This is a genomic window from Enterococcus sp. RTP21361st1_A6_RTP21361_211029 (assembly GCF_040910045.1).
GTDB lineage: Bacteria > Bacillota > Bacilli > Lactobacillales > Enterococcaceae > Enterococcus_D > Enterococcus_D gallinarum.
Window position 1 is genome coordinate 1 of sequence record NZ_JBDGBK010000059.1, and the last position, 19113, is coordinate 19113.

The 19113-nt window shown below is 33.0% G+C and carries 12 protein-coding genes and 8 pseudogenes; 10 read left to right on the forward strand and 10 right to left on the reverse strand.

Annotation, left to right across the window (positions count from 1 at the left end; genetic code table 11):
- Positions 1-79: 79 nt before the first annotated feature.
- Positions 80-259 (reverse strand): annotated as a pseudogene (locus AB5Z52_RS11060) (transposase); the annotation flags it as partial.
- Positions 260-403: 144 nt separating this feature from the next.
- Between AB5Z52_RS11060 and AB5Z52_RS11065 the strand changes: the two are divergent.
- A pseudogene (locus tag AB5Z52_RS11065) lies at positions 404-1517 on the forward strand (IS3 family transposase).
- A gap of 196 nt (positions 1518-1713) precedes the next feature.
- On the forward strand, positions 1714-1962 hold the full coding sequence (locus AB5Z52_RS11070; RefSeq protein WP_368262342.1) for a GNAT family N-acetyltransferase: 249 nt from the start codon (positions 1714-1716) through the stop codon (positions 1960-1962).
- Between the two features lie 152 nt (positions 1963-2114).
- On the opposite strand, the gene AB5Z52_RS11075 is transcribed toward AB5Z52_RS11070, so the two are convergent.
- On the reverse strand, positions 2115-2972 hold the full coding sequence (locus AB5Z52_RS11075) for an AraC family transcriptional regulator (RefSeq protein ID WP_137264732.1): 858 nt from the start codon (positions 2970-2972) through the stop codon (positions 2115-2117).
- 142 nt (positions 2973-3114) lie between these two features.
- Between AB5Z52_RS11075 and AB5Z52_RS11080 the strand changes: the two are divergent.
- The 6 genes and pseudogenes from AB5Z52_RS11080 (at position 3115) to AB5Z52_RS11105 (ending at position 9519) form a co-directional block, all read left to right on the forward strand.
- Positions 3115-4471 (forward strand): annotated as a pseudogene (locus AB5Z52_RS11080) (PTS sugar transporter subunit IIC).
- A gap of 77 nt (positions 4472-4548) precedes the next feature.
- Positions 4549-6384: a beta-galactosidase family protein gene (locus AB5Z52_RS11085; protein WP_368243875.1), complete on the forward strand. Its 1836-nt coding sequence runs from the start codon at positions 4549-4551 to the stop codon at positions 6382-6384.
- Positions 6385-6952: 568 nt separating this feature from the next.
- Positions 6953-7354 carry an RNA polymerase sigma factor gene (locus AB5Z52_RS11090; protein WP_002297668.1) on the forward strand — a complete coding sequence of 134 codons (402 nt, stop codon included), beginning with the start codon at positions 6953-6955 and terminating at the stop codon, positions 7352-7354.
- Complete coding sequence (locus tag AB5Z52_RS11095; RefSeq protein ID WP_002360096.1) at positions 7348-7593, forward strand: helix-turn-helix domain-containing protein; 246 nt, start codon at positions 7348-7350, stop codon at positions 7591-7593. The genes AB5Z52_RS11090 and AB5Z52_RS11095 overlap by 7 nt, the downstream gene beginning before the upstream one ends.
- 348 nt (positions 7594-7941) lie before the next feature.
- Positions 7942-8253: an AlpA family transcriptional regulator gene (locus AB5Z52_RS11100; RefSeq protein ID WP_002297662.1), complete on the forward strand. Its 312-nt coding sequence runs from the start codon at positions 7942-7944 to the stop codon at positions 8251-8253.
- 102 nt (positions 8254-8355) lie between these two features.
- Positions 8356-9519 (forward strand): annotated as a pseudogene (locus tag AB5Z52_RS11105) (tyrosine-type recombinase/integrase).
- 60 nt (positions 9520-9579) lie between these two features.
- Here AB5Z52_RS11105 and AB5Z52_RS11110 read toward each other — a convergent pair.
- The 6 genes and pseudogenes from AB5Z52_RS11110 to AB5Z52_RS11135 all read right to left on the reverse strand — a co-directional run bounded on the left by AB5Z52_RS11110 (position 9580) and on the right by AB5Z52_RS11135 (position 15999).
- Positions 9580-10758, reverse strand: a pseudogene (locus AB5Z52_RS11110) (tyrosine-type recombinase/integrase).
- Between the two features lie 102 nt (positions 10759-10860).
- Positions 10861-11172 (reverse strand): AlpA family transcriptional regulator, encoded by a 312-nt coding sequence (locus tag AB5Z52_RS11115; protein WP_002297662.1) that lies wholly within the window; start codon positions 11170-11172, stop codon positions 10861-10863.
- Between the two features lie 348 nt (positions 11173-11520).
- Positions 11521-11766 (reverse strand): helix-turn-helix domain-containing protein, encoded by a 246-nt coding sequence (locus tag AB5Z52_RS11120; RefSeq protein WP_002360096.1) that lies wholly within the window; start codon positions 11764-11766, stop codon positions 11521-11523.
- Positions 11760-12161 (reverse strand): RNA polymerase sigma factor, encoded by a 402-nt coding sequence (locus AB5Z52_RS11125; protein WP_002297668.1) that lies wholly within the window; start codon positions 12159-12161, stop codon positions 11760-11762. The genes AB5Z52_RS11120 and AB5Z52_RS11125 overlap by 7 nt, the downstream gene beginning before the upstream one ends.
- 568 nt (positions 12162-12729) lie before the next feature.
- On the reverse strand, positions 12730-14565 hold the full coding sequence (locus AB5Z52_RS11130) for a beta-galactosidase family protein (protein WP_368243875.1): 1836 nt from the start codon (positions 14563-14565) through the stop codon (positions 12730-12732).
- A gap of 77 nt (positions 14566-14642) precedes the next feature.
- Positions 14643-15999: pseudogene (locus AB5Z52_RS11135) on the reverse strand (PTS sugar transporter subunit IIC).
- A gap of 142 nt (positions 16000-16141) precedes the next feature.
- Here AB5Z52_RS11135 and AB5Z52_RS11140 point away from each other — a divergent pair.
- On the forward strand, positions 16142-16999 hold the full coding sequence (locus tag AB5Z52_RS11140) for an AraC family transcriptional regulator (RefSeq protein ID WP_137264732.1): 858 nt from the start codon (positions 16142-16144) through the stop codon (positions 16997-16999).
- A 152-nt stretch (positions 17000-17151) separates the two neighbouring features.
- Here the strand turns inward: AB5Z52_RS11140 and AB5Z52_RS11145 are convergent, their stop codons facing one another.
- Both AB5Z52_RS11145 and AB5Z52_RS11150 read right to left on the reverse strand, forming a co-directional pair.
- Positions 17152-17448 (reverse strand): GNAT family N-acetyltransferase, encoded by a 297-nt coding sequence (locus tag AB5Z52_RS11145; protein WP_137264734.1) that lies wholly within the window; start codon positions 17446-17448, stop codon positions 17152-17154.
- Between the two features lie 148 nt (positions 17449-17596).
- Positions 17597-18710: pseudogene (locus AB5Z52_RS11150) on the reverse strand (IS3 family transposase).
- Between the two features lie 144 nt (positions 18711-18854).
- On the opposite strand from AB5Z52_RS11150, the pseudogene AB5Z52_RS11155 reads away from it, so the two are divergent.
- A pseudogene (locus AB5Z52_RS11155) lies at positions 18855-19034 on the forward strand (transposase); the annotation flags it as partial.
- Positions 19035-19113 lie beyond the last annotated feature (79 nt).

The window sequence follows — 19113 nt, forward strand, 5'->3', positions numbered from 1 at the left end:
TTTGCCATCTTCGGACACGTCCTTTTCTTAGTAGTTAGATTCTACCAAATCGTGTCCATGAAATCATCCTAACATCAAAGTTATCTTTTTCTTTAAATGAGCCAGAGGTATTTGCTTGTTTCACCCATTTATCAAAAGTAGACGGGGTTAAATCATACTCTCTGATAATATCGGTTCTCTTTTTCCCTGACGCATATAACTGAACCATTTGATTTTTAAACTCTTTAGTAAACGTTCGACGTGGTTTTCTTTCTGACATTAACAATTCCTCCAGTGTGTTTTCTTATATTTTACACACCTTATTTTTATTGTCTAGTTCAGTGTAACCTATCCAGGCTACAATTAACTAGACAGAAAAATTAAGGTGTGTAGACTAGAAGAAAACATACCAGGAGGAATTTTTATGTCTAAGAGAACACGAAGAACTTTTTCACAAGAATTCAAGCAACAAATCGTCAATCTTTACTTAGCTGGAAAGCCACGTGTAGAAATCATTCGAGAATATGAACTAACGGCTTCAGCATTTGACAAATGGCTAAAGCAATCTAAAACGAGTGGTTCATTCAAAGAAAAAGATAATCTTACGCCTGAACAAAAAGAATTGTTAGAACTACGTAAAAGAAACCAGCAATTAGAAATGGAAAATGATATTTTAAAGCAAGCAGCGCTGATATTCGGACGAAGAGACAAGTAATCGATGCGAATAAGCATCTTTACCCTATATCAGCGATGTGCAGAATATTAGTTCTATCACGTCAGTCCTATTATTATCAATCAAAACCAAAGAAAGACGAATCAGAACTTGAAGAAGTAGTCGCTGAAGAATTTATCCGCAGCCGAAAGGCCTACGGCTCAAGAAAAATAAAAAAAGCCTTATCAAAACGAGGCATTCAGATCAGCCGACGAAAAATTAGTAGAATCATGAAAAATAGAGGATTAAAATCGAGCTATACTGTTGCTTATTTTAAAGTACATCATTCTACTTGCAATGAAGCCAAAACGACAAACGTATTGAATCGTAAATTCTTAAGAGACAACCCATTAGAAGCGATCGTAACAGACTTGACTTATGTACGAGTCGGGAAAAAATGGAATTATGTCTGTTTCATTTTGGATCTGTTCAATCGAGAAATTCTCGGCTATTCTTGTGGAGAACATAAAGATGCCGTTCTAGTAAAAAAAGCATTTAGCCGTATCAAACAACCTCTGACAGAGGTTGAGATTTTTCATACTGATCGTGGAAAAGAGTTTGATAACCAGCTATTGATGAATTATTAACAACTTTTGACATCAATCGATCATTGAGTCATAAAGGCTGTCCTTTTGATAATGCCGTAGCTGAATCAACTTATAAGTCGTTGAAAGTAGAATTTGTCTATCAATACACATTTGAAACCTTACAACAATTGGATTTGGAGTTATTTGACTATGTCAATTGGTGGAACCACCTTCGGTTGCACGGTACACTTGGCTACGAGACACCGGTTGGTTACCGTAACCAGAGATTGGCGCAGTGAATCCTTGATAATGAGCTCGGATGTGCTAACGCTAGCGAGGCAGTCTAACTTTAACTGTTAGCTCCTGCCGAAGATCGTCACATCCGAGGAGGCTCATTGTCAAGGACAATCGGAATAGCATACGGAAAGAAGTTCTGCACCTTATAAAATTTGTCAAAAAAACTGTTGCCATTCCAAAAATGATTACGCAGGAGGAATTGTTGGGAAAGTAATATTCTCTACTTGTTATATCGATTTATTCGCTGTAAAAAAGAAATATAGAAATAAAGGTATTGGAAGAGAATTATTTAATACAGTTGAAAATTATTGTCGAATAAATAGCGTTAAATATATTTATCTAACAACTCAAGATTATCAGGCTTTGGAATTTTATTTACATTTTGGATGTAAGGTATTTGGAGAATTACCTGATGTTCCTTTTAAGAATACAACAAAATTTTTTTGATTAAGATAATCCAGTACTATATATGAGCTATAACATTAACTTGTTACCTTTAAAAATTAGTTGAAAGCAGAAATATCATTAAGCGTAATAATAGTTGAAGCTAGTTAAGTAGGGAAATAACTAGTTTCAACTATTTTTTAAACGTGTATTGTTTATTTAAATCTTATGTTTTTTAACTGATCTTTATTAAGCTTTCTAAATTTAGAAGGGCAGTAACCTAGAGTTTTGGAAAAAGTTTTAGAAAATAAAAATTCATCTTTGTATCCAACTTTTTGAGCTATTTCTTTAATTGTATTATCGGAATCAATTAGTAGATCTACAGCGATTCTAATTCTATGATTGGTTATTATTTTTTTAGGACTAGAGTTAAATTTAGATATACATAGTTTATATAGCTGACTGTAACTTATGTTAAAATATTGAGCTATTTTTTTAGGAGAAATATCGTTCATATAATGGTTATTAATATAGTCAATAATGTTAACTTGAGTTGGTTTATTTGTGATTAAAGAAGGTGCCAAAAAAGTTTTTTTAATATGATATAAAAAATCATATATACTTGCTATATTTCTTAATTCTTTTAAAGTTTCCGGTTCATCAATTAGTTCTCTATTTTCACATACTATTTTCAATAGTGTGTTTTTTATTTTTTTATTCATATTCTTAGTCAAGCTAACTGTATGAGTATTTAGTAAAGTTGTTTCTTTCAAAAATTCAGAAGTCTTATCACCTTGTATACCTAACCAAATCAGTGTCCAAGGTTTCTTTTTATCTGTATAATACTTCACTTTTTGACCTTGAAAAAAAAAGAAAATATCGTGTTCTTTAAGTTCAAAATGTTGAGCTTCTACTTCTAAGAATCCCTTACCAGATAAAACATAATGAAATATCCATTTTTGTTGAACTATATAATTACGAATAGAAGAATTGGGATGATAAGATTCATATCCGCATTGGGAAAGGGAAATTGGAGCAGAAACTGACTTATTATGATACCAAAAATCCTCCATTATTATCCTCCTTTATAGAACTAACTATGAAGAAAATACCATGTTTTAAGTATAGATTATCATGTTTAAATGGTCAATAATAATTATATACTATAACTGGATAGCGCTTTCTAATTATTTTCTTTTTGAAGGAGTGAATGTGATGATTGATAAAATAATGAATACAATTCAGAATAAAGTTTTACCTATAGCTACTAAGATTGGGAATCAACGATTTTTAGTAGCTTTAAGAGATTCATTTATAGGGACAATGCCTATAGTAATGACAGGTTCAATTGCGTTGTTAATCAATGCTTTTTTGGTTGATATTCCTGATCAGTTTAATTTACAAAAGATTACGTCGTTCTTCCAATGGTGGGTGGATATTAATAACTTGGTTTTTAAAGGTAGCATTTCGATAGTAGCTTTGCTTTTTATTTATTGTTTAGGAGTAAATATTGCCAAAATATATAAAACAGATACTTTGTCTTCAGGACTAGTCGCACTGTCTTCATTTATTATTTCCATAGGTAATTCTATGACTTCAACTTACAATTTATCGAATAATAATAATATTGACTTAACAACACTATTTACTGGGGTTGAGGGAATAAAAGTTACAGGTAGCAGTTTAAATGTGACTATATCAGGATTGTTGCCTGGTACTCAAATTAATTCAAATGGTTATTTTACTGCAATAATCATAGGTTTTTTATCTTCAATTATTTTTTGTAAACTCATGAATAAAAATTGGACAATTAAATTACCTGATACAGTTCCTCCAGCTATTGCTAAACCATTTTTATCAATAATTCCAGCTCTAGTTTCATTGTATATAGTAGCTATTTTTACTTTTTCATTCACTAAAATTACGGATTTATTAATTATAGATTGGATATACAAAGTATTACAAACACCGATGTTAGGCTTATCTCAAAGTTTTCTTGCAGTGGTATTAGTGGCAGTCTTAACACATTTTTTCTGGTTTTTCGGTATTCATGGTGGAAATGTTATGGCGCCTATTATGGAAGGTGTATTTGGAGTGGCTCTATTAGCTAATTTAGAAGCTTATCAAAACAATGAAACTATTCCTTATGTTTGGACAAGCGTATCATACGGATCGTTTGTCTGGTATGCAACTTTAGGTTTATTAATTGCGATTTTTTGGGTATCAAAAAATAGTCATTATAAAGAAGTTGCAAAACTTGGAATTATGCCTGTTTTGTTTAATATTGGTGAACCAGTAATGTATGGATTACCTACTGTATTAAATCCTATTTTATTTATTCCGTTTTTGTTATGTCCTGCTGTAATGTCTAGTGTGGCTTATTTAGTAACAGATTTTAGGGTGGGTTTCTCCAGTAACACAAAATGTAACTTGGGTAATACCACCGGTCTTATATGGATTCTTTTCGATAGGATTTGATTGGAGATCAATTATTTTATAAATTATTAATTTATTTTTAACCATGATAATTTATTTGCCATTTGTTAGAATGGCAAATAAGAAAATTGGATAATTTTTAAGTAAGTCGTAGTTAGTGTGTATTAGAAGTATGATAAGCCTCATTTTTGATATATTAAGGAAGTAGAAGACATGCAAACGTTTGAGATAAAAGAAGAATTTTTGGTAGATGGAAAACCAACTAAATTGATTAGTGGCGCAATCCATTATTTTCGCATGACGTCGGCGCAATGGGAAGATAGTTTATACAATTTGAAAGCACTGGGTGCGAATACCGTAGAGACTTATATTCCTTGGAATCTGCATGAGCCAGTGGAAGGCATCTATGACTTTGAGGGGATGAAAGACATCGTCGCTTTTGTGTCATTGGCGCAAGAACTTGGCTTGATGGTCATTTTGCGGCCATCTGTCTATATTTGTGCGGAATGGGAATTCGGAGGGCTACCTGCTTGGTTGCTGAAAGAGCACGTGCGATTGCGTTCAACTGATCCACGATTTATGGCAAAAGTCCGTTCTTATTTCAGTGTGCTTTTACCAAAATTAGTTCCTTTGCAAGTGACACATGGCGGACCAGTCATCATGATGCAAGTCGAAAATGAATATGGTTCTTATGGTATGGAGAAAGAGTACTTGCGGCAAACGAAACAGTTGATGGAAGAATTCAGTATTGATGTTCCGTTATTTACGTCAGATGGTGCTTGGGAAGAAGTGCTGGATGCGGGCACACTGATTGAAGAGGATGTTTTCGTAACAGGAAATTTCGGGAGTCATTCCAAAGAGAACGCTGCAGTGATGAAGGCATTTATGGCAAAACACGACAAAAAGTGGCCGATTATGTGCATGGAATACTGGGACGGTTGGTTCAATAGTTGGGGAGAACCGATTATCAAGCGTGATGGCCAAGATTTAGCTAATGAAGTCAAGGATATGCTAGACTTGGGTTCATTGAATCTCTATATGTTCCATGGCGGAACCAACTTTGGTTTTTATAATGGTTGTTCTGCTCGTGGTGTGTTGGATTTGCCACAAGTGACTAGCTATGACTACGATGCGTTATTGACGGAAGCTGGCGAGCCGACTGAGAAATACTTCCATGTACAAAGAGCCATTAAAGAAGTATGTCCTGAAGTGTGGCAAGCCGAGCCCCGCAGGAAAACATTTGGTTCTTTAGGAACATTCCCTGTGCAAAACAGCGTCTCACTATTTGCGGTAAAAGACCAGATGATGACGGCCCAAGAAACGATGTATCCAATAACGATGGAAGAAGCAGGACCTGGTTATGGGTATATGCTTTATTCAGTAAACTTAAAAAATTATCATCACGAAAATAAGCTCAAAGTTGTGGAGGCCAGTGACCGATTGCATCTTTTTGCAGACGGTAGCCTGCAGACAATTCAATATCAAGAAAACCTTGGGGAAGAAGTGATGATCAAGGGTACGCCAGAGAAAGAATGGATTGAACTAGATGTTTTAGTAGAGAACTTAGGCCGAGTGAACTATGGCTTTAAATTGAATGGGCCGACACAAGTGAAAGGCATTCGTGGGGGAATCATGCAAGACATCCATTTTCATCAAGGCTATCGGCAATATGCATTGACATTGTCAGCAGATCAACTCAAAAAAATCGATTATACTGCCGGTAAAAATCCGGCCCAACCTTCTTTTTATCAAGCTGAATTCACATTGACTGTCCTCGCGGATACATTTATCGATTGCCGCAGCTATGGCAAAGGGGTGGTCATCGTCAACGGTATCAACTTAGGTCGTTACTGGCAAAGAGGACCGATTCATTCCTTGTATTGTCCGAAAGAGTTTTTGAAGAAAGGCACAAATGAGATCGTGATTTTTGAAACGGAAGGGATAGAAATTAATGAGCTCATCTTTTGTGGACAACCGATAGTCAAGAAACTTTTGACTAATGATTTTTCTGAAATAGGTTCAAATATCCATAACCATATAGACAGCTAGTTTAAATTTATTGCAGCAAACCAATCATTGTATGTGTCGCGATTTTTCCAAATCTCAATACTTATTCTAACGCATCACAAATATTTATCTCAACAAGTCTCGAATGATTTTTACTTTTCATTTATGGTTCAAGCAGTGAATAATTTACACTTTCTTTTGAGATTGACTTATATTCGCGATAAACATCCTAAATGATAGTAGATAATTTAAGCATTTGATCGTTGATAAAAGGTATAATTATAGATTCATCACAGATACATTGCTTTTTTCGAAGAAACTATAAAAAATGAGAGTCTAGGTTATTTGAGAATATCAATTGAGCAAGTACAAATAACTCCAAATTTAGTAATATTCCTAATTGATTATTGGTGAGTAATTAAAAAGGAATACTCAAGCTACTTGTATAGCATAGAAAATCAGCATTCAATCAGACAATTAGGATTGAATGCTGACTTTTTTGTTATATTGATATTTTTAATTATCTTCTTTATTTTCTTCTAGTTTTTCGAAAAATAGGTATTCTCTGATTGTTGTATTAGTGGAAAGGGGATAAAGGAGCATATTGATCGTGCAACAAAACAACAATGAGATATCTACACAACACCAATTTGATGCCTACTGTAAAAAAGTATTACGCAATGAAGCTAAGTCTATTCGAAAACGAAACGATAAAATAAAAGAAAATGAGGAACCATTAAATGATTTAAATGAAGGTAAGTATTCACAAACTCATTTAGATGAGCAAGATGTTTATTTCTTATTTGGAATGGAGATATTAATTTCAGATCAGAAGTTATCAGCAGCAATTGATCAGTTATCGGATACAAGGAAAAAGATTGTTTTACTTTATTATTTTGCAGGTTTTAATGATACTGAGATCGGTAAAATTTTCAACATGAGTACAAGTGGTATCTGGTATCAACGAACGAAAGCGGTTGAACAATTGAAAATGGAATATGGCTTATGGTAGACAAACAAAGGAACCAACATTACCCATTAGTTCCTATATCTATTATCTTATCTGCTTTGAAAGAAGACCCAATTTCAATCAAAATGATACTTAAACATTACCACGGTTATATAACTAAGTTATGTTTAAAAAATGGATTTAATGAGGTGGGGCAATTTATTACCTATGTAGATGAATATATGCTAAGACAGCTAGAAATTAAATTGATAGAGGCTATATTGAAATTTAAAGTTAACTAATTAAAAAGTCCCCTTTCCACTTTTTCTATCTAAAAGAATCTTCTAATATTTGAGAGATATGTTTTTTAGTTAGAAAACCTATTGATCATTGAAAATTAAATAAATTCTATCAGTACGTTAACACTTCAAGGAGCATATTTTAGTTGCGCCATGATCTCTTATTGTAAAGAAGGAGCGATTAAAATTCTGAAATAGTTTTTATAGTCAATAAAAAGCGATGATTTGAAGTTGGGATAATGATACTTCCGTAAGGCTCGCCGTAAACTTGGGGAGAGGTGAAATTCCTATGTACTTTTGACAAAAGTGGCTGATAGATTAATTATTGTTAATAGAAAGGAAGAGACAATCATGTCAAAGAATAACAATAAAAGTAATTCATCAGAGTTAGAAAAATATTTGTTTCATCCAGAAAAGATAGAGGATTCTAATAATAAAATGAAGAGGATAAATCAACTACCATTAGTTTTAACGAATAAAGATTTAAAAGAACAATTTCAAATAAGTGATAGTACTTTAAACCGTCTTATAAAATTAGGTGATTTTCCAAGCTGCTGGTTTGGCATTAGAGGACATTACCTTAGAGATGACATTTTAGAATGGGTAAAAAAAGGAAATGAAGAATATTTTTGCGATCAGTTTCGTTTATTACGATTATTGTAGAATTTATCTTTTTGTCTGCATGTTGTATAATTATTTCATAGATAGAAAGATTTTCAAGCACTTCCGATTGTTGGGTTCCTTCGTAATTGGAGGTAAGAATAAATGGAAAATATGAGTCGTTTTAAAAAACATATTACTGCAACGGGAAAAATTACTTGGTACTTTCAGGCTTTTCGAACTACGAGACGAGGTTTTAATTCTAAACGTGAAGCTCAGCTTGCTTATCTTGAAATGGAAAAACAACATAGAAATAAGCAAAAAAGGCTTGCTAGTAATGATAAATTTAGTGTTGTTAGTCAAAAGTGGTTTGAATATTATCGATCACTAAACGAACAAAAGGTGGCAACGTATGATAAACGAGAAGAACAGGTGAAAATACTTAATCGATGGATTGGTGGTAAAAAATTAAGTAGTTTATCATCAGAAGAACTACAAAAATTCCTTTTCATTTTAAAAGAAAAGGGAATTGATGGCGTTAATGTTGGTTATGCTAAAAATAGTTTACAATCTCTTGTTCAGGTTCTAAATATGGTTTTTAATTATTGTAAGAAAAAGAATTTGATAAATGAGAATCCAATGAAGTTTGTTAAAATGCCTAAATATCAGTTATCTGTTAAAGATTTAAAAGAGTCTGTCAACAGTTTAGAAGATAAGTTTTTAACAGTGGATGAATTACGAGCTTTTTTAAACTATGGGATAGTTTATGAAGAGTTACCCATGTCTGTTCTTTTTCATGTTTTGTTTTATACTGGGTGTCGTGTGAGTGAAGCGCTTGCTTTACAGCCTCAAGATATAGATTTTGAACGAAATGAAATTTTATTTTATAAACAGACAGCAGTAAAAGGAAAAAGTAAAGATTTTCGAATAGAAACTACAAAAACTGTTAGTTCTGCAAGAAGAGTACCCGTCACACCATTAGTAATGGAGAAATTGTTATAATTAATTGATGTATTAAATAAAACAAAAAGAAATAGTAATTTTGTTGTAGATGAAACTTATTTATTTGTTTATCTCGATCCTGGAAAGCGTGGAGTTCCTTATCGTCGTGAATATGTAAACGATCATGTTAAACGTTGTGTAGAGCGATGTGGGATTAACAAAGATTTTCACACCCATTTGGCTCGTCATACTATGGCTAGTTTAGTGGCAGAGTATTGCAGTTGGGATGTTTTAAAGGATCGTTTAGGTCATACAGACAGTACAACCTCAAAAATATATCGCCATTTAACATCAACTGAAAAGTTAAAGCCTCTGACTACACTTTGACTAACCTATTAAAAAATTGTTTTTCAAGAATCCTGTAATACCAGTACTTTCACCATCTTTTTAACCTTCTAAAGAATTAAAAGCAGTCAGAGGCTTTAACTTTTCAGTTGATGTTAAATGGCGATATATTTTTGAGGTTGTACTGTCTGTATGACCTAAACGATCCTTTAAAACATCCCAACTGCAATACTCTGCCACTAAACTAGCCATAGTATGACGAGCCAAATGGGTGTGAAAATCTTTGTTAATCCCACATCGCTCTACACAACGTTTAACATGATCGTTTACATATTCACGACGATAAGGAACTCCACGCTTTCCAGGATCGAGATAAACAAATAAATAAGTTTCATCTACAACAAAATTACTATTTCTTTTTGTTTTATTTAATACATCAATTAATTATAACAATTTCTCCATTACTAATGGTGTGACGGGTACTCTTCTTGCAGAACTAACAGTTTTTGTAGTTTCTATTCGAAAATCTTTACTTTTTCCTTTTACTGCTGTCTGTTTATAAAATAAAATTTCATTTCGTTCAAAATCTATATCTTGAGGCTGTAAAGCAAGCGCTTCACTCACACGACACCCAGTATAAAACAAAACATGAAAAAGAACAGACATGGGTAACTCTTCATAAACTATCCCATAGTTTAAAAAAGCTCGTAATTCATCCACTGTTAAAAACTTATCTTCTAAACTGTTGACAGACTCTTTTAAATCTTTAACAGATAACTGATATTTAGGCATTTTAACAAACTTCATTGGATTCTCATTTATCAAATTCTTTTTCTTACAATAATTAAAAACCATATTTAGAACCTGAACAAGAGATTGTAAACTATTTTTAGCATAACCAACATTAACGCCATCAATTCCCTTTTCTTTTAAAATGAAAAGGAATTTTTGTAGTTCTTCTGATGATAAACTACTTAATTTTTTACCACCAATCCATCGATTAAGTATTTTCACCTGTTCTTCTCGTTTATCATACGTTGCCACCTTTTGTTCGTTTAGTGATCGATAATATTCAAACCACTTTTGACTAACAACACTAAATTTATCATTACTAGCAAGCCTTTTTTGCTTATTTCTATGTTGTTTTTCCATTTCAAGATAAGCAAGCTGAGCTTCACGTTTAGAATTAAAACCTCGTCTCGTAGTTCGAAAAGCCTGAAAGTACCAAGTAATTTTTCCCGTTGCAGTAATATGTTTTTTAAAACGACTCATATTTTCCATTTATTCTTACCTCCAATTACGAAGGAACCCAACAATCGGAAGTGCTTGAAAATCTTTCTATCTATGAAATAATTATACAACATGCAGACAAAAAGATAAATTCTACAATAATCGTAATAAACGAAACTGATCGCAAAAATATTCTTCATTTCCTTTTTTTACCCATTCTAAAATGTCATCTCTAAGGTAATGTCCTCTAATGCCAAACCAGCAGCTTGGAAAATCACCTAATTTTATAAGACGGTTTAAAGTACTATCACTTATTTGAAATTGTTCTTTTAAATCTTTATTCGTTAAAACTAATGGTAGTTGATTTATCCTCTTCATTTTATTATTAGAATCCTCTATCTTTTCTGGATGAAACAAATATTTTTCTAACTCTGATGAATTACTTTTATTGTTATTCTTTGACATGATTGTCTCTTCCTTTCTATTAACAATAATTAATCTATCAGCCACTTTTGTCAAAAGTACATAGGAATTTCACCTCTCCCCAAGTTTACGGCGAGCCTTACGGAAGTATCATTATCCCAACTTCAAATCATCGCTTTTTATTGACTATAAAAACTATTTCAGAATTTTAATCGCTCCTTCTTTACAATAAGAGATCATGGCGCAACTAAAATATGCTCCTTGAAGTGTTAACGTACTGATAGAATTTATTTAATTTTCAATGATCAATAGGTTTTCTAACTAAAAAACATATCTCTCAAATATTAGAAGATTCTTTTAGATAGAAAAAGTGGAAAGGGGACTTTTTAATTAGTTAACTTTAAATTTCAATATAGCCTCTATCAATTTAATTTCTAGCTGTCTTAGCATATATTCATCTACATAGGTAATAAATTGCCCCACCTCATTAAATCCATTTTTTAAACATAACTTAGTTATATAACCGTGGTAATGTTTAAGTATCATTTTGATTGAAATTGGGTCTTCTTTCAAAGCAGATAAGATAATAGATATAGGAACTAATGGGTAATGTTGGTTCCTTTGTTTGTCTACCATAAGCCATATTCCATTTTCAATTGTTCAACCGCTTTCGTTCGTTGATACCAGATACCACTTGTACTCATGTTGAAAATTTTACCGATCTCAGTATCATTAAAACCTGCAAAATAATAAAGTAAAACAATCTTTTTCCTTGTATCCGATAACTGATCAATTGCTGCTGATAACTTCTGATCTGAAATTAATATCTCCATTCCAAATAAGAAATAAACATCTTGCTCATCTAAATGAGTTTGTGAATACTTACCTTCATTTAAATCATTTAATGGTTCCTCATTTTCTTTTATTTTATCGTTTCGTTTTCGAATAGACTTAGCTTCATTGCGTAATACTTTTTTACAGTAGGCATCAAATTGGTGTTGTGTAGATATCTCATTGTTGTTTTGTTGCACGATCAATATGCTCCTTTATCCCCTTTCCACTAATACAACAATCAGAGAATACCTATTTTTCGAAAAACTAGAAGAAAATAAAGAAGATAATTAAAAATATCAATATAACAAAAAAGTCAGCATTCAATCCTAATTGTCTGATTGAATGCTGATTTTCTATGCTATACAAGTAGCTTGAGTATTCCTTTTTAATTACTCACCAATAATCAATTAGGAATATTACTAAATTTGGAGTTATTTGTACTTGCTCAATTGATATTCTCAAATAACCTAGACTCTCATTTTTTATAGTTTCTTCGAAAAAAGCAATGTATCTGTGATGAATCTATAATTATACCTTTTATCAACGATCAAATGCTTAAATTATCTACTATCATTTAGGATGTTTATCGCGAATATAAGTCAATCTCAAAAGAAAGTGTAAATTATTCACTGCTTGAACCATAAATGAAAAGTAAAAATCATTCGAGACTTGTTGAGATAAATATTTGTGATGCGTTAGAATAAGTATTGAGATTTGGAAAAATCGCGACACATACAATGATTGGTTTGCTGCAATAAATTTAAACTAGCTGTCTATATGGTTATGGATATTTGAACCTATTTCAGAAAAATCATTAGTCAAAAGTTTCTTGACTATCGGTTGTCCACAAAAGATGAGCTCATTAATTTCTATCCCTTCCGTTTCAAAAATCACGATCTCATTTGTGCCTTTCTTCAAAAACTCTTTCGGACAATACAAGGAATGAATCGGTCCTCTTTGCCAGTAACGACCTAAGTTGATACCGTTGACGATGACCACCCCTTTGCCATAGCTGCGGCAATCGATAAATGTATCCGCGAGGACAGTCAATGTGAATTCAGCTTGATAAAAAGAAGGTTGGGCCGGATTTTTACCGGCAGTATAATCGATTTTTTTGAGTTGATCTGCTGACAATGTCAATGCATATTGCCGATAGCCTTGATGAAAATGGATGTCTTGCATGATTCCCCCACGAATGCCTTTCACTTGTGTCGGCCCATTCAATTTAAAGCCATAGTTCACTCGGCCTAAGTTCTCTACTAAAACATCTAGTTCAATCCATTCTTTCTCTGGCGTACCCTTGATCATCACTTCTTCCCCAAGGTTTTCTTGATATTGAATTGTCTGCAGGCTACCGTCTGCAAAAAGATGCAATCGGTCACTGGCCTCCACAACTTTGAGCTTATTTTCGTGATGATAATTTTTTAAGTTTACTGAATAAAGCATATACCCATAACCAGGTCCTGCTTCTTCCATCGTTATTGGATACATCGTTTCTTGGGCCGTCATCATCTGGTCTTTTACCGCAAATAGTGAGACGCTGTTTTGCACAGGGAATGTTCCTAAAGAACCAAATGTTTTCCTGCGGGGCTCGGCTTGCCACACTTCAGGACATACTTCTTTAATGGCTCTTTGTACATGGAAGTATTTCTCAGTCGGCTCGCCAGCTTCCGTCAATAACGCATCGTAGTCATAGCTAGTCACTTGTGGCAAATCCAACACACCACGAGCAGAACAACCATTATAAAAACCAAAGTTGGTTCCGCCATGGAACATATAGAGATTCAATGAACCCAAGTCTAGCATATCCTTGACTTCATTAGCTAAATCTTGGCCATCACGCTTGATAATCGGTTCTCCCCAACTATTGAACCAACCGTCCCAGTATTCCATGCACATAATCGGCCACTTTTTGTCGTGTTTTGCCATAAATGCCTTCATCACTGCAGCGTTCTCTTTGGAATGACTCCCGAAATTTCCTGTTACGAAAACATCCTCTTCAATCAGTGTGCCCGCATCCAGCACTTCTTCCCAAGCACCATCTGACGTAAATAACGGAACATCAATACTGAATTCTTCCATCAACTGTTTCGTTTGCCGCAAGTACTCTTTCTCCATACCATAAGAACCATATTCATTTTCGACTTGCATCATGATGACTGGTCCGCCATGTGTCACTTGCAAAGGAACTAATTTTGGTAAAAGCACACTGAAATAAGAACGGACTTTTGCCATAAATCGTGGATCAGTTGAACGCAATCGCACGTGCTCTTTCAGCAACCAAGCAGGTAGCCCTCCGAATTCCCATTCCGCACAAATATAGACAGATGGCCGCAAAATGACCATCAAGCCAAGTTCTTGCGCCAATGACACAAAAGCGACGATGTCTTTCATCCCCTCAAAGTCATAGATGCCTTCCACTGGCTCATGCAGATTCCAAGGAATATAAGTCTCTACGGTATTCGCACCCAGTGCTTTCAAATTGTATAAACTATCTTCCCATTGCGCCGACGTCATGCGAAAATAATGGATTGCGCCACTAATCAATTTAGTTGGTTTTCCATCTACCAAAAATTCTTCTTTTATCTCAAACGTTTGCATGTCTTCTACTTCCTTAATATATCAAAAATGAGGCTTATCATACTTCTAATACACACTAACTACGACTTACTTAAAAATTATCCAATTTTCTTATTTGCCATTCTAACAAATGGCAAATAAATTATCATGGTTAAAAATAAATTAATAATTTATAAAATAATTGATCTCCAATCAAATCCTATCGAAAAGAATCCATATAAGACCGGTGGTATTACCCAAGTTACATTTTGTGTTACTGGAGAAACCCACCCTAAAATCTGTTACTAAATAAGCCACACTAGACATTACAGCAGGACATAACAAAAACGGAATAAATAAAATAGGATTTAATACAGTAGGTAATCCATACATTACTGGTTCACCAATATTAAACAAAACAGGCATAATTCCAAGTTTTGCAACTTCTTTATAATGACTATTTTTTGATACCCAAAAAATCGCAATTAATAAACCTAAAGTTGCATACCAGACAAACGATCCGTATGATACGCTTGTCCAAACATAAGGAATAGTTTCATTGTTTTGATAAGCTTCTAAATTAGCTAATAGAGCCACTCCAAATACACCTTCCATAATAGGCGCCATAACATTTCCACCATGAATACCGAAAAACCAGAAAAAATGTGTTAAGACTGCCACTAATACCACTGCAAGAAAACTTTGAGATAAGCCTAACATCGGTGTTTGTAATACTTTGTATATCCAATCTATAATTAATAAATCCGTAATTTTAGTGAATGAAAAAGTAAAAATAGCTACTATATACAATGAAACTAGAGCTGGAATTATTGATAAAAATGGTTTAGCAATAGCTGGAGGAACTGTATCAGGTAATTTAATTGTCCAATTTTTATTCATGAGTTTACAAAAAATAATTGAAGATAAAAAACCTATGATTATTGCAGTAAAATAACCATTTGAATTAATTTGAGTACCAGGCAACAATCCTGATATAGTCACATTTAAACTGCTACCTGTAACTTTTATTCCCTCAACCCCAGTAAATAGTGTTGTTAAGTCAATATTATTATTATTCGATAAATTGTAAGTTGAAGTCATAGAATTACCTATGGAAATAATAAATGAAGACAGTGCGACTAGTCCTGAAGACAAAGTATCTGTTTTATATATTTTGGCAATATTTACTCCTAAACAATAAATAAAAAGCAAAGCTACTATCGAAATGCTACCTTTAAAAACCAAGTTATTAATATCCACCCACCATTGGAAGAACGACGTAATCTTTTGTAAATTAAACTGATCAGGAATATCAACCAAAAAAGCATTGATTAACAACGCAATTGAACCTGTCATTACTATAGGCATTGTCCCTATAAATGAATCTCTTAAAGCTACTAAAAATCGTTGATTCCCAATCTTAGTAGCTATAGGTAAAACTTTATTCTGAATTGTATTCATTATTTTATCAATCATCACATTCACTCCTTCAAAAAGAAAATAATTAGAAAGCGCTATCCAGTTATAGTATATAATTATTATTGACCATTTAAACATGATAATCTATACTTAAAACATGGTATTTTCTTCATAGTTAGTTCTATAAAGGAGGATAATAATGGAGGATTTTTGGTATCATAATAAGTCAGTTTCTGCTCCAATTTCCCTTTCCCAATGCGGATATGAATCTTATCATCCCAATTCTTCTATTCGTAATTATATAGTTCAACAAAAATGGATATTTCATTATGTTTTATCTGGTAAGGGATTCTTAGAAGTAGAAGCTCAACATTTTGAACTTAAAGAACACGATATTTTCTTTTTTTTTCAAGGTCAAAAAGTGAAGTATTATACAGATAAAAAGAAACCTTGGACACTGATTTGGTTAGGTATACAAGGTGATAAGACTTCTGAATTTTTGAAAGAAACAACTTTACTAAATACTCATACAGTTAGCTTGACTAAGAATATGAATAAAAAAATAAAAAACACACTATTGAAAATAGTATGTGAAAATAGAGAACTAATTGATGAACCGGAAACTTTAAAAGAATTAAGAAATATAGCAAGTATATATGATTTTTTATATCATATTAAAAAAACTTTTTTGGCACCTTCTTTAATCACAAATAAACCAACTCAAGTTAACATTATTGACTATATTAATAACCATTATATGAACGATATTTCTCCTAAAAAAATAGCTCAATATTTTAACATAAGTTACAGTCAGCTATATAAACTATGTATATCTAAATTTAACTCTAGTCCTAAAAAAATAATAACCAATCATAGAATTAGAATCGCTGTAGATCTACTAATTGATTCCGATAATACAATTAAAGAAATAGCTCAAAAAGTTGGATACAAAGATGAATTTTTATTTTCTAAAACTTTTTCCAAAACTCTAGGTTACTGCCCTTCTAAATTTAGAAAGCTTAATAAAGATCAGTTAAAAAACATAAGATTTAAATAAACAATACACGTTTAAAAAATAGTTGAAACTAGTTATTTCCCTACTTAACTAGCTTCAACTATTATTACGCTTAATGATATTTCTGCTTTCAACTAATTTTTAAAGGTAACAAGTTAATGTTATAGCTCATATATAGTACTGGATTATCTTAATCAAAAAAATTTTGTTGTATTCTTAAAAGGAACATCAGGTAATTCTCCAAATACCTTACATCCAAAATGTAAATAAAATTCCAAAGCCTGATAATCTTGAGTTGTTAGATAAATATATTTAACGCTATTTATTCGACAATAATTTTCAACTGTATTAAATAATTCTCTTCCAATACCTTTATTTCTATATTTCTTTTTTACAGCGAATAAATCGATATAACAAGTAGAGAATATTACTTTCCCAACAATTCCTCCTGCGTAATCATTTTTGGAATGGCAACAGTTTTTTTGACAAATTTTATAAGGTGCAGAACTTCTTTCCGTATGCTATTCCGATTGTCCTTGACAATGAGCCTCCTCGGATGTGACGATCTTCGGCAGGAGCTAACAGTTAAAGTTAGACTGCCTCGCTAGCGTTAGCACATCCGAGCTCATTATCAAGGATTCACTGCGCCAATCTCTGGTTACGGTAACCAACCGGTGTCTCGTAGCCAAGTGTACCGTGCAACCGAAGGTGGTTCCACCAATTGACATAGTCAAATAACTCCAAATCCAATTGTTGTAAGGTTTCAAATGTGTATTGATAGACAAATTCTACTTTCAACGACTTATAAGTTGATTCAGCTACGGCATTATCAAAAGGACAGCCTTTATGACTCAATGATCGATTGATGTCAAAAGTTGTTAATAATTCATCAATAGCTGGTTATCAAACTCTTTTCCACGATCAGTATGAAAAATCTCAACCTCTGTCAGAGGTTGTTTGATACGGCTAAATGCTTTTTTTACTAGAACGGCATCTTTATGTTCTCCACAAGAATAGCCGAGAATTTCTCGATTGAACAGATCCAAAATGAAACAGACATAATTCCATTTTTTCCCGACTCGTACATAAGTCAAGTCTGTTACGATCGCTTCTAATGGGTTGTCTCTTAAGAATTTACGATTCAATACGTTTGTCGTTTTGGCTTCATTGCAAGTAGAATGATGTACTTTAAAATAAGCAACAGTATAGCTCGATTTTAATCCTCTATTTTTCATGATTCTACTAATTTTTCGTCGGCTGATCTGAATGCCTCGTTTTGATAAGGCTTTTTTTATTTTTCTTGAGCCGTAGGCCTTTCGGCTGCGGATAAATTCTTCAGCGACTACTTCTTCAAGTTCTGATTCGTCTTTCTTTGGTTTTGATTGATAATAATAGGACTGACGTGATAGAACTAATATTCTGCACATCGCTGATATAGGGTAAAGATGCTTATTCGCATCGATTACTTGTCTCTTCGTCCGAATATCAGCGCTGCTTGCTTTAAAATATCATTTTCCATTTCTAATTGCTGGTTTCTTTTACGTAGTTCTAACAATTCTTTTTGTTCAGGCGTAAGATTATCTTTTTCTTTGAATGAACCACTCGTTTTAGATTGCTTTAGCCATTTGTCAAATGCTGAAGCCGTTAGTTCATATTCTCGAATGATTTCTACACGTGGCTTTCCAGCTAAGTAAAGATTGACGATTTGTTGCTTGAATTCTTGTGAAAAAGTTCTTCGTGTTCTCTTAGACATAAAAATTCCTCCTGGTATGTTTTCTTCTAGTCTACACACCTTAATTTTTCTGTCTAGTTAATTGTAGCCTGGATAGGTTACACTGAACTAGACAATAAAAATAAGGTGTGTAAAATATAAGAAAACACACTGGAGGAATTGTTAATGTCAGAAAGAAAACCACGTCGAACGTTTACTAAAGAGTTTAAAAATCAAATGGTTCAGTTATATGCGTCAGGGAAAAAGAGAACCGATATTATCAGAGAGTATGATTTAACCCCGTCTACTTTTGATAAATGGGTGAAACAAGCAAATACCTCTGGCTCATTTAAAGAAAAAGATAACTTTGATGTTAGGATGATTTCATGGACACGATTTGGTAGAATCTAACTACTAAGAAAAGGACGTGTCCGAAGATGGCAAA

Excerpts from the sequence above, each read along its gene's own strand:
- AB5Z52_RS11075 (WP_137264732.1), bottom strand. The coding sequence starts at position 2,972 with ATGGAGGATTTTTGGTATCATAATAAGTCAGTTTCTGCTCCAATTTCC.
- AB5Z52_RS11085 (WP_368243875.1), top strand. The coding sequence starts at position 4,549 with ATGCAAACGTTTGAGATAAAAGAAGAATTTTTGGTAGATGGAAAACCA.
- AB5Z52_RS11095 (WP_002360096.1), top strand. The coding sequence starts at position 7,348 with ATGGTAGACAAACAAAGGAACCAACATTACCCATTAGTTCCTATATCT.
- AB5Z52_RS11100 (WP_002297662.1), top strand. The coding sequence starts at position 7,942 with ATGTCAAAGAATAACAATAAAAGTAATTCATCAGAGTTAGAAAAATAT.
- AB5Z52_RS11115 (WP_002297662.1), bottom strand. The coding sequence starts at position 11,172 with ATGTCAAAGAATAACAATAAAAGTAATTCATCAGAGTTAGAAAAATAT.
- AB5Z52_RS11120 (WP_002360096.1), bottom strand. The coding sequence starts at position 11,766 with ATGGTAGACAAACAAAGGAACCAACATTACCCATTAGTTCCTATATCT.
- AB5Z52_RS11130 (WP_368243875.1), bottom strand. The coding sequence starts at position 14,565 with ATGCAAACGTTTGAGATAAAAGAAGAATTTTTGGTAGATGGAAAACCA.
- AB5Z52_RS11140 (WP_137264732.1), top strand. The coding sequence starts at position 16,142 with ATGGAGGATTTTTGGTATCATAATAAGTCAGTTTCTGCTCCAATTTCC.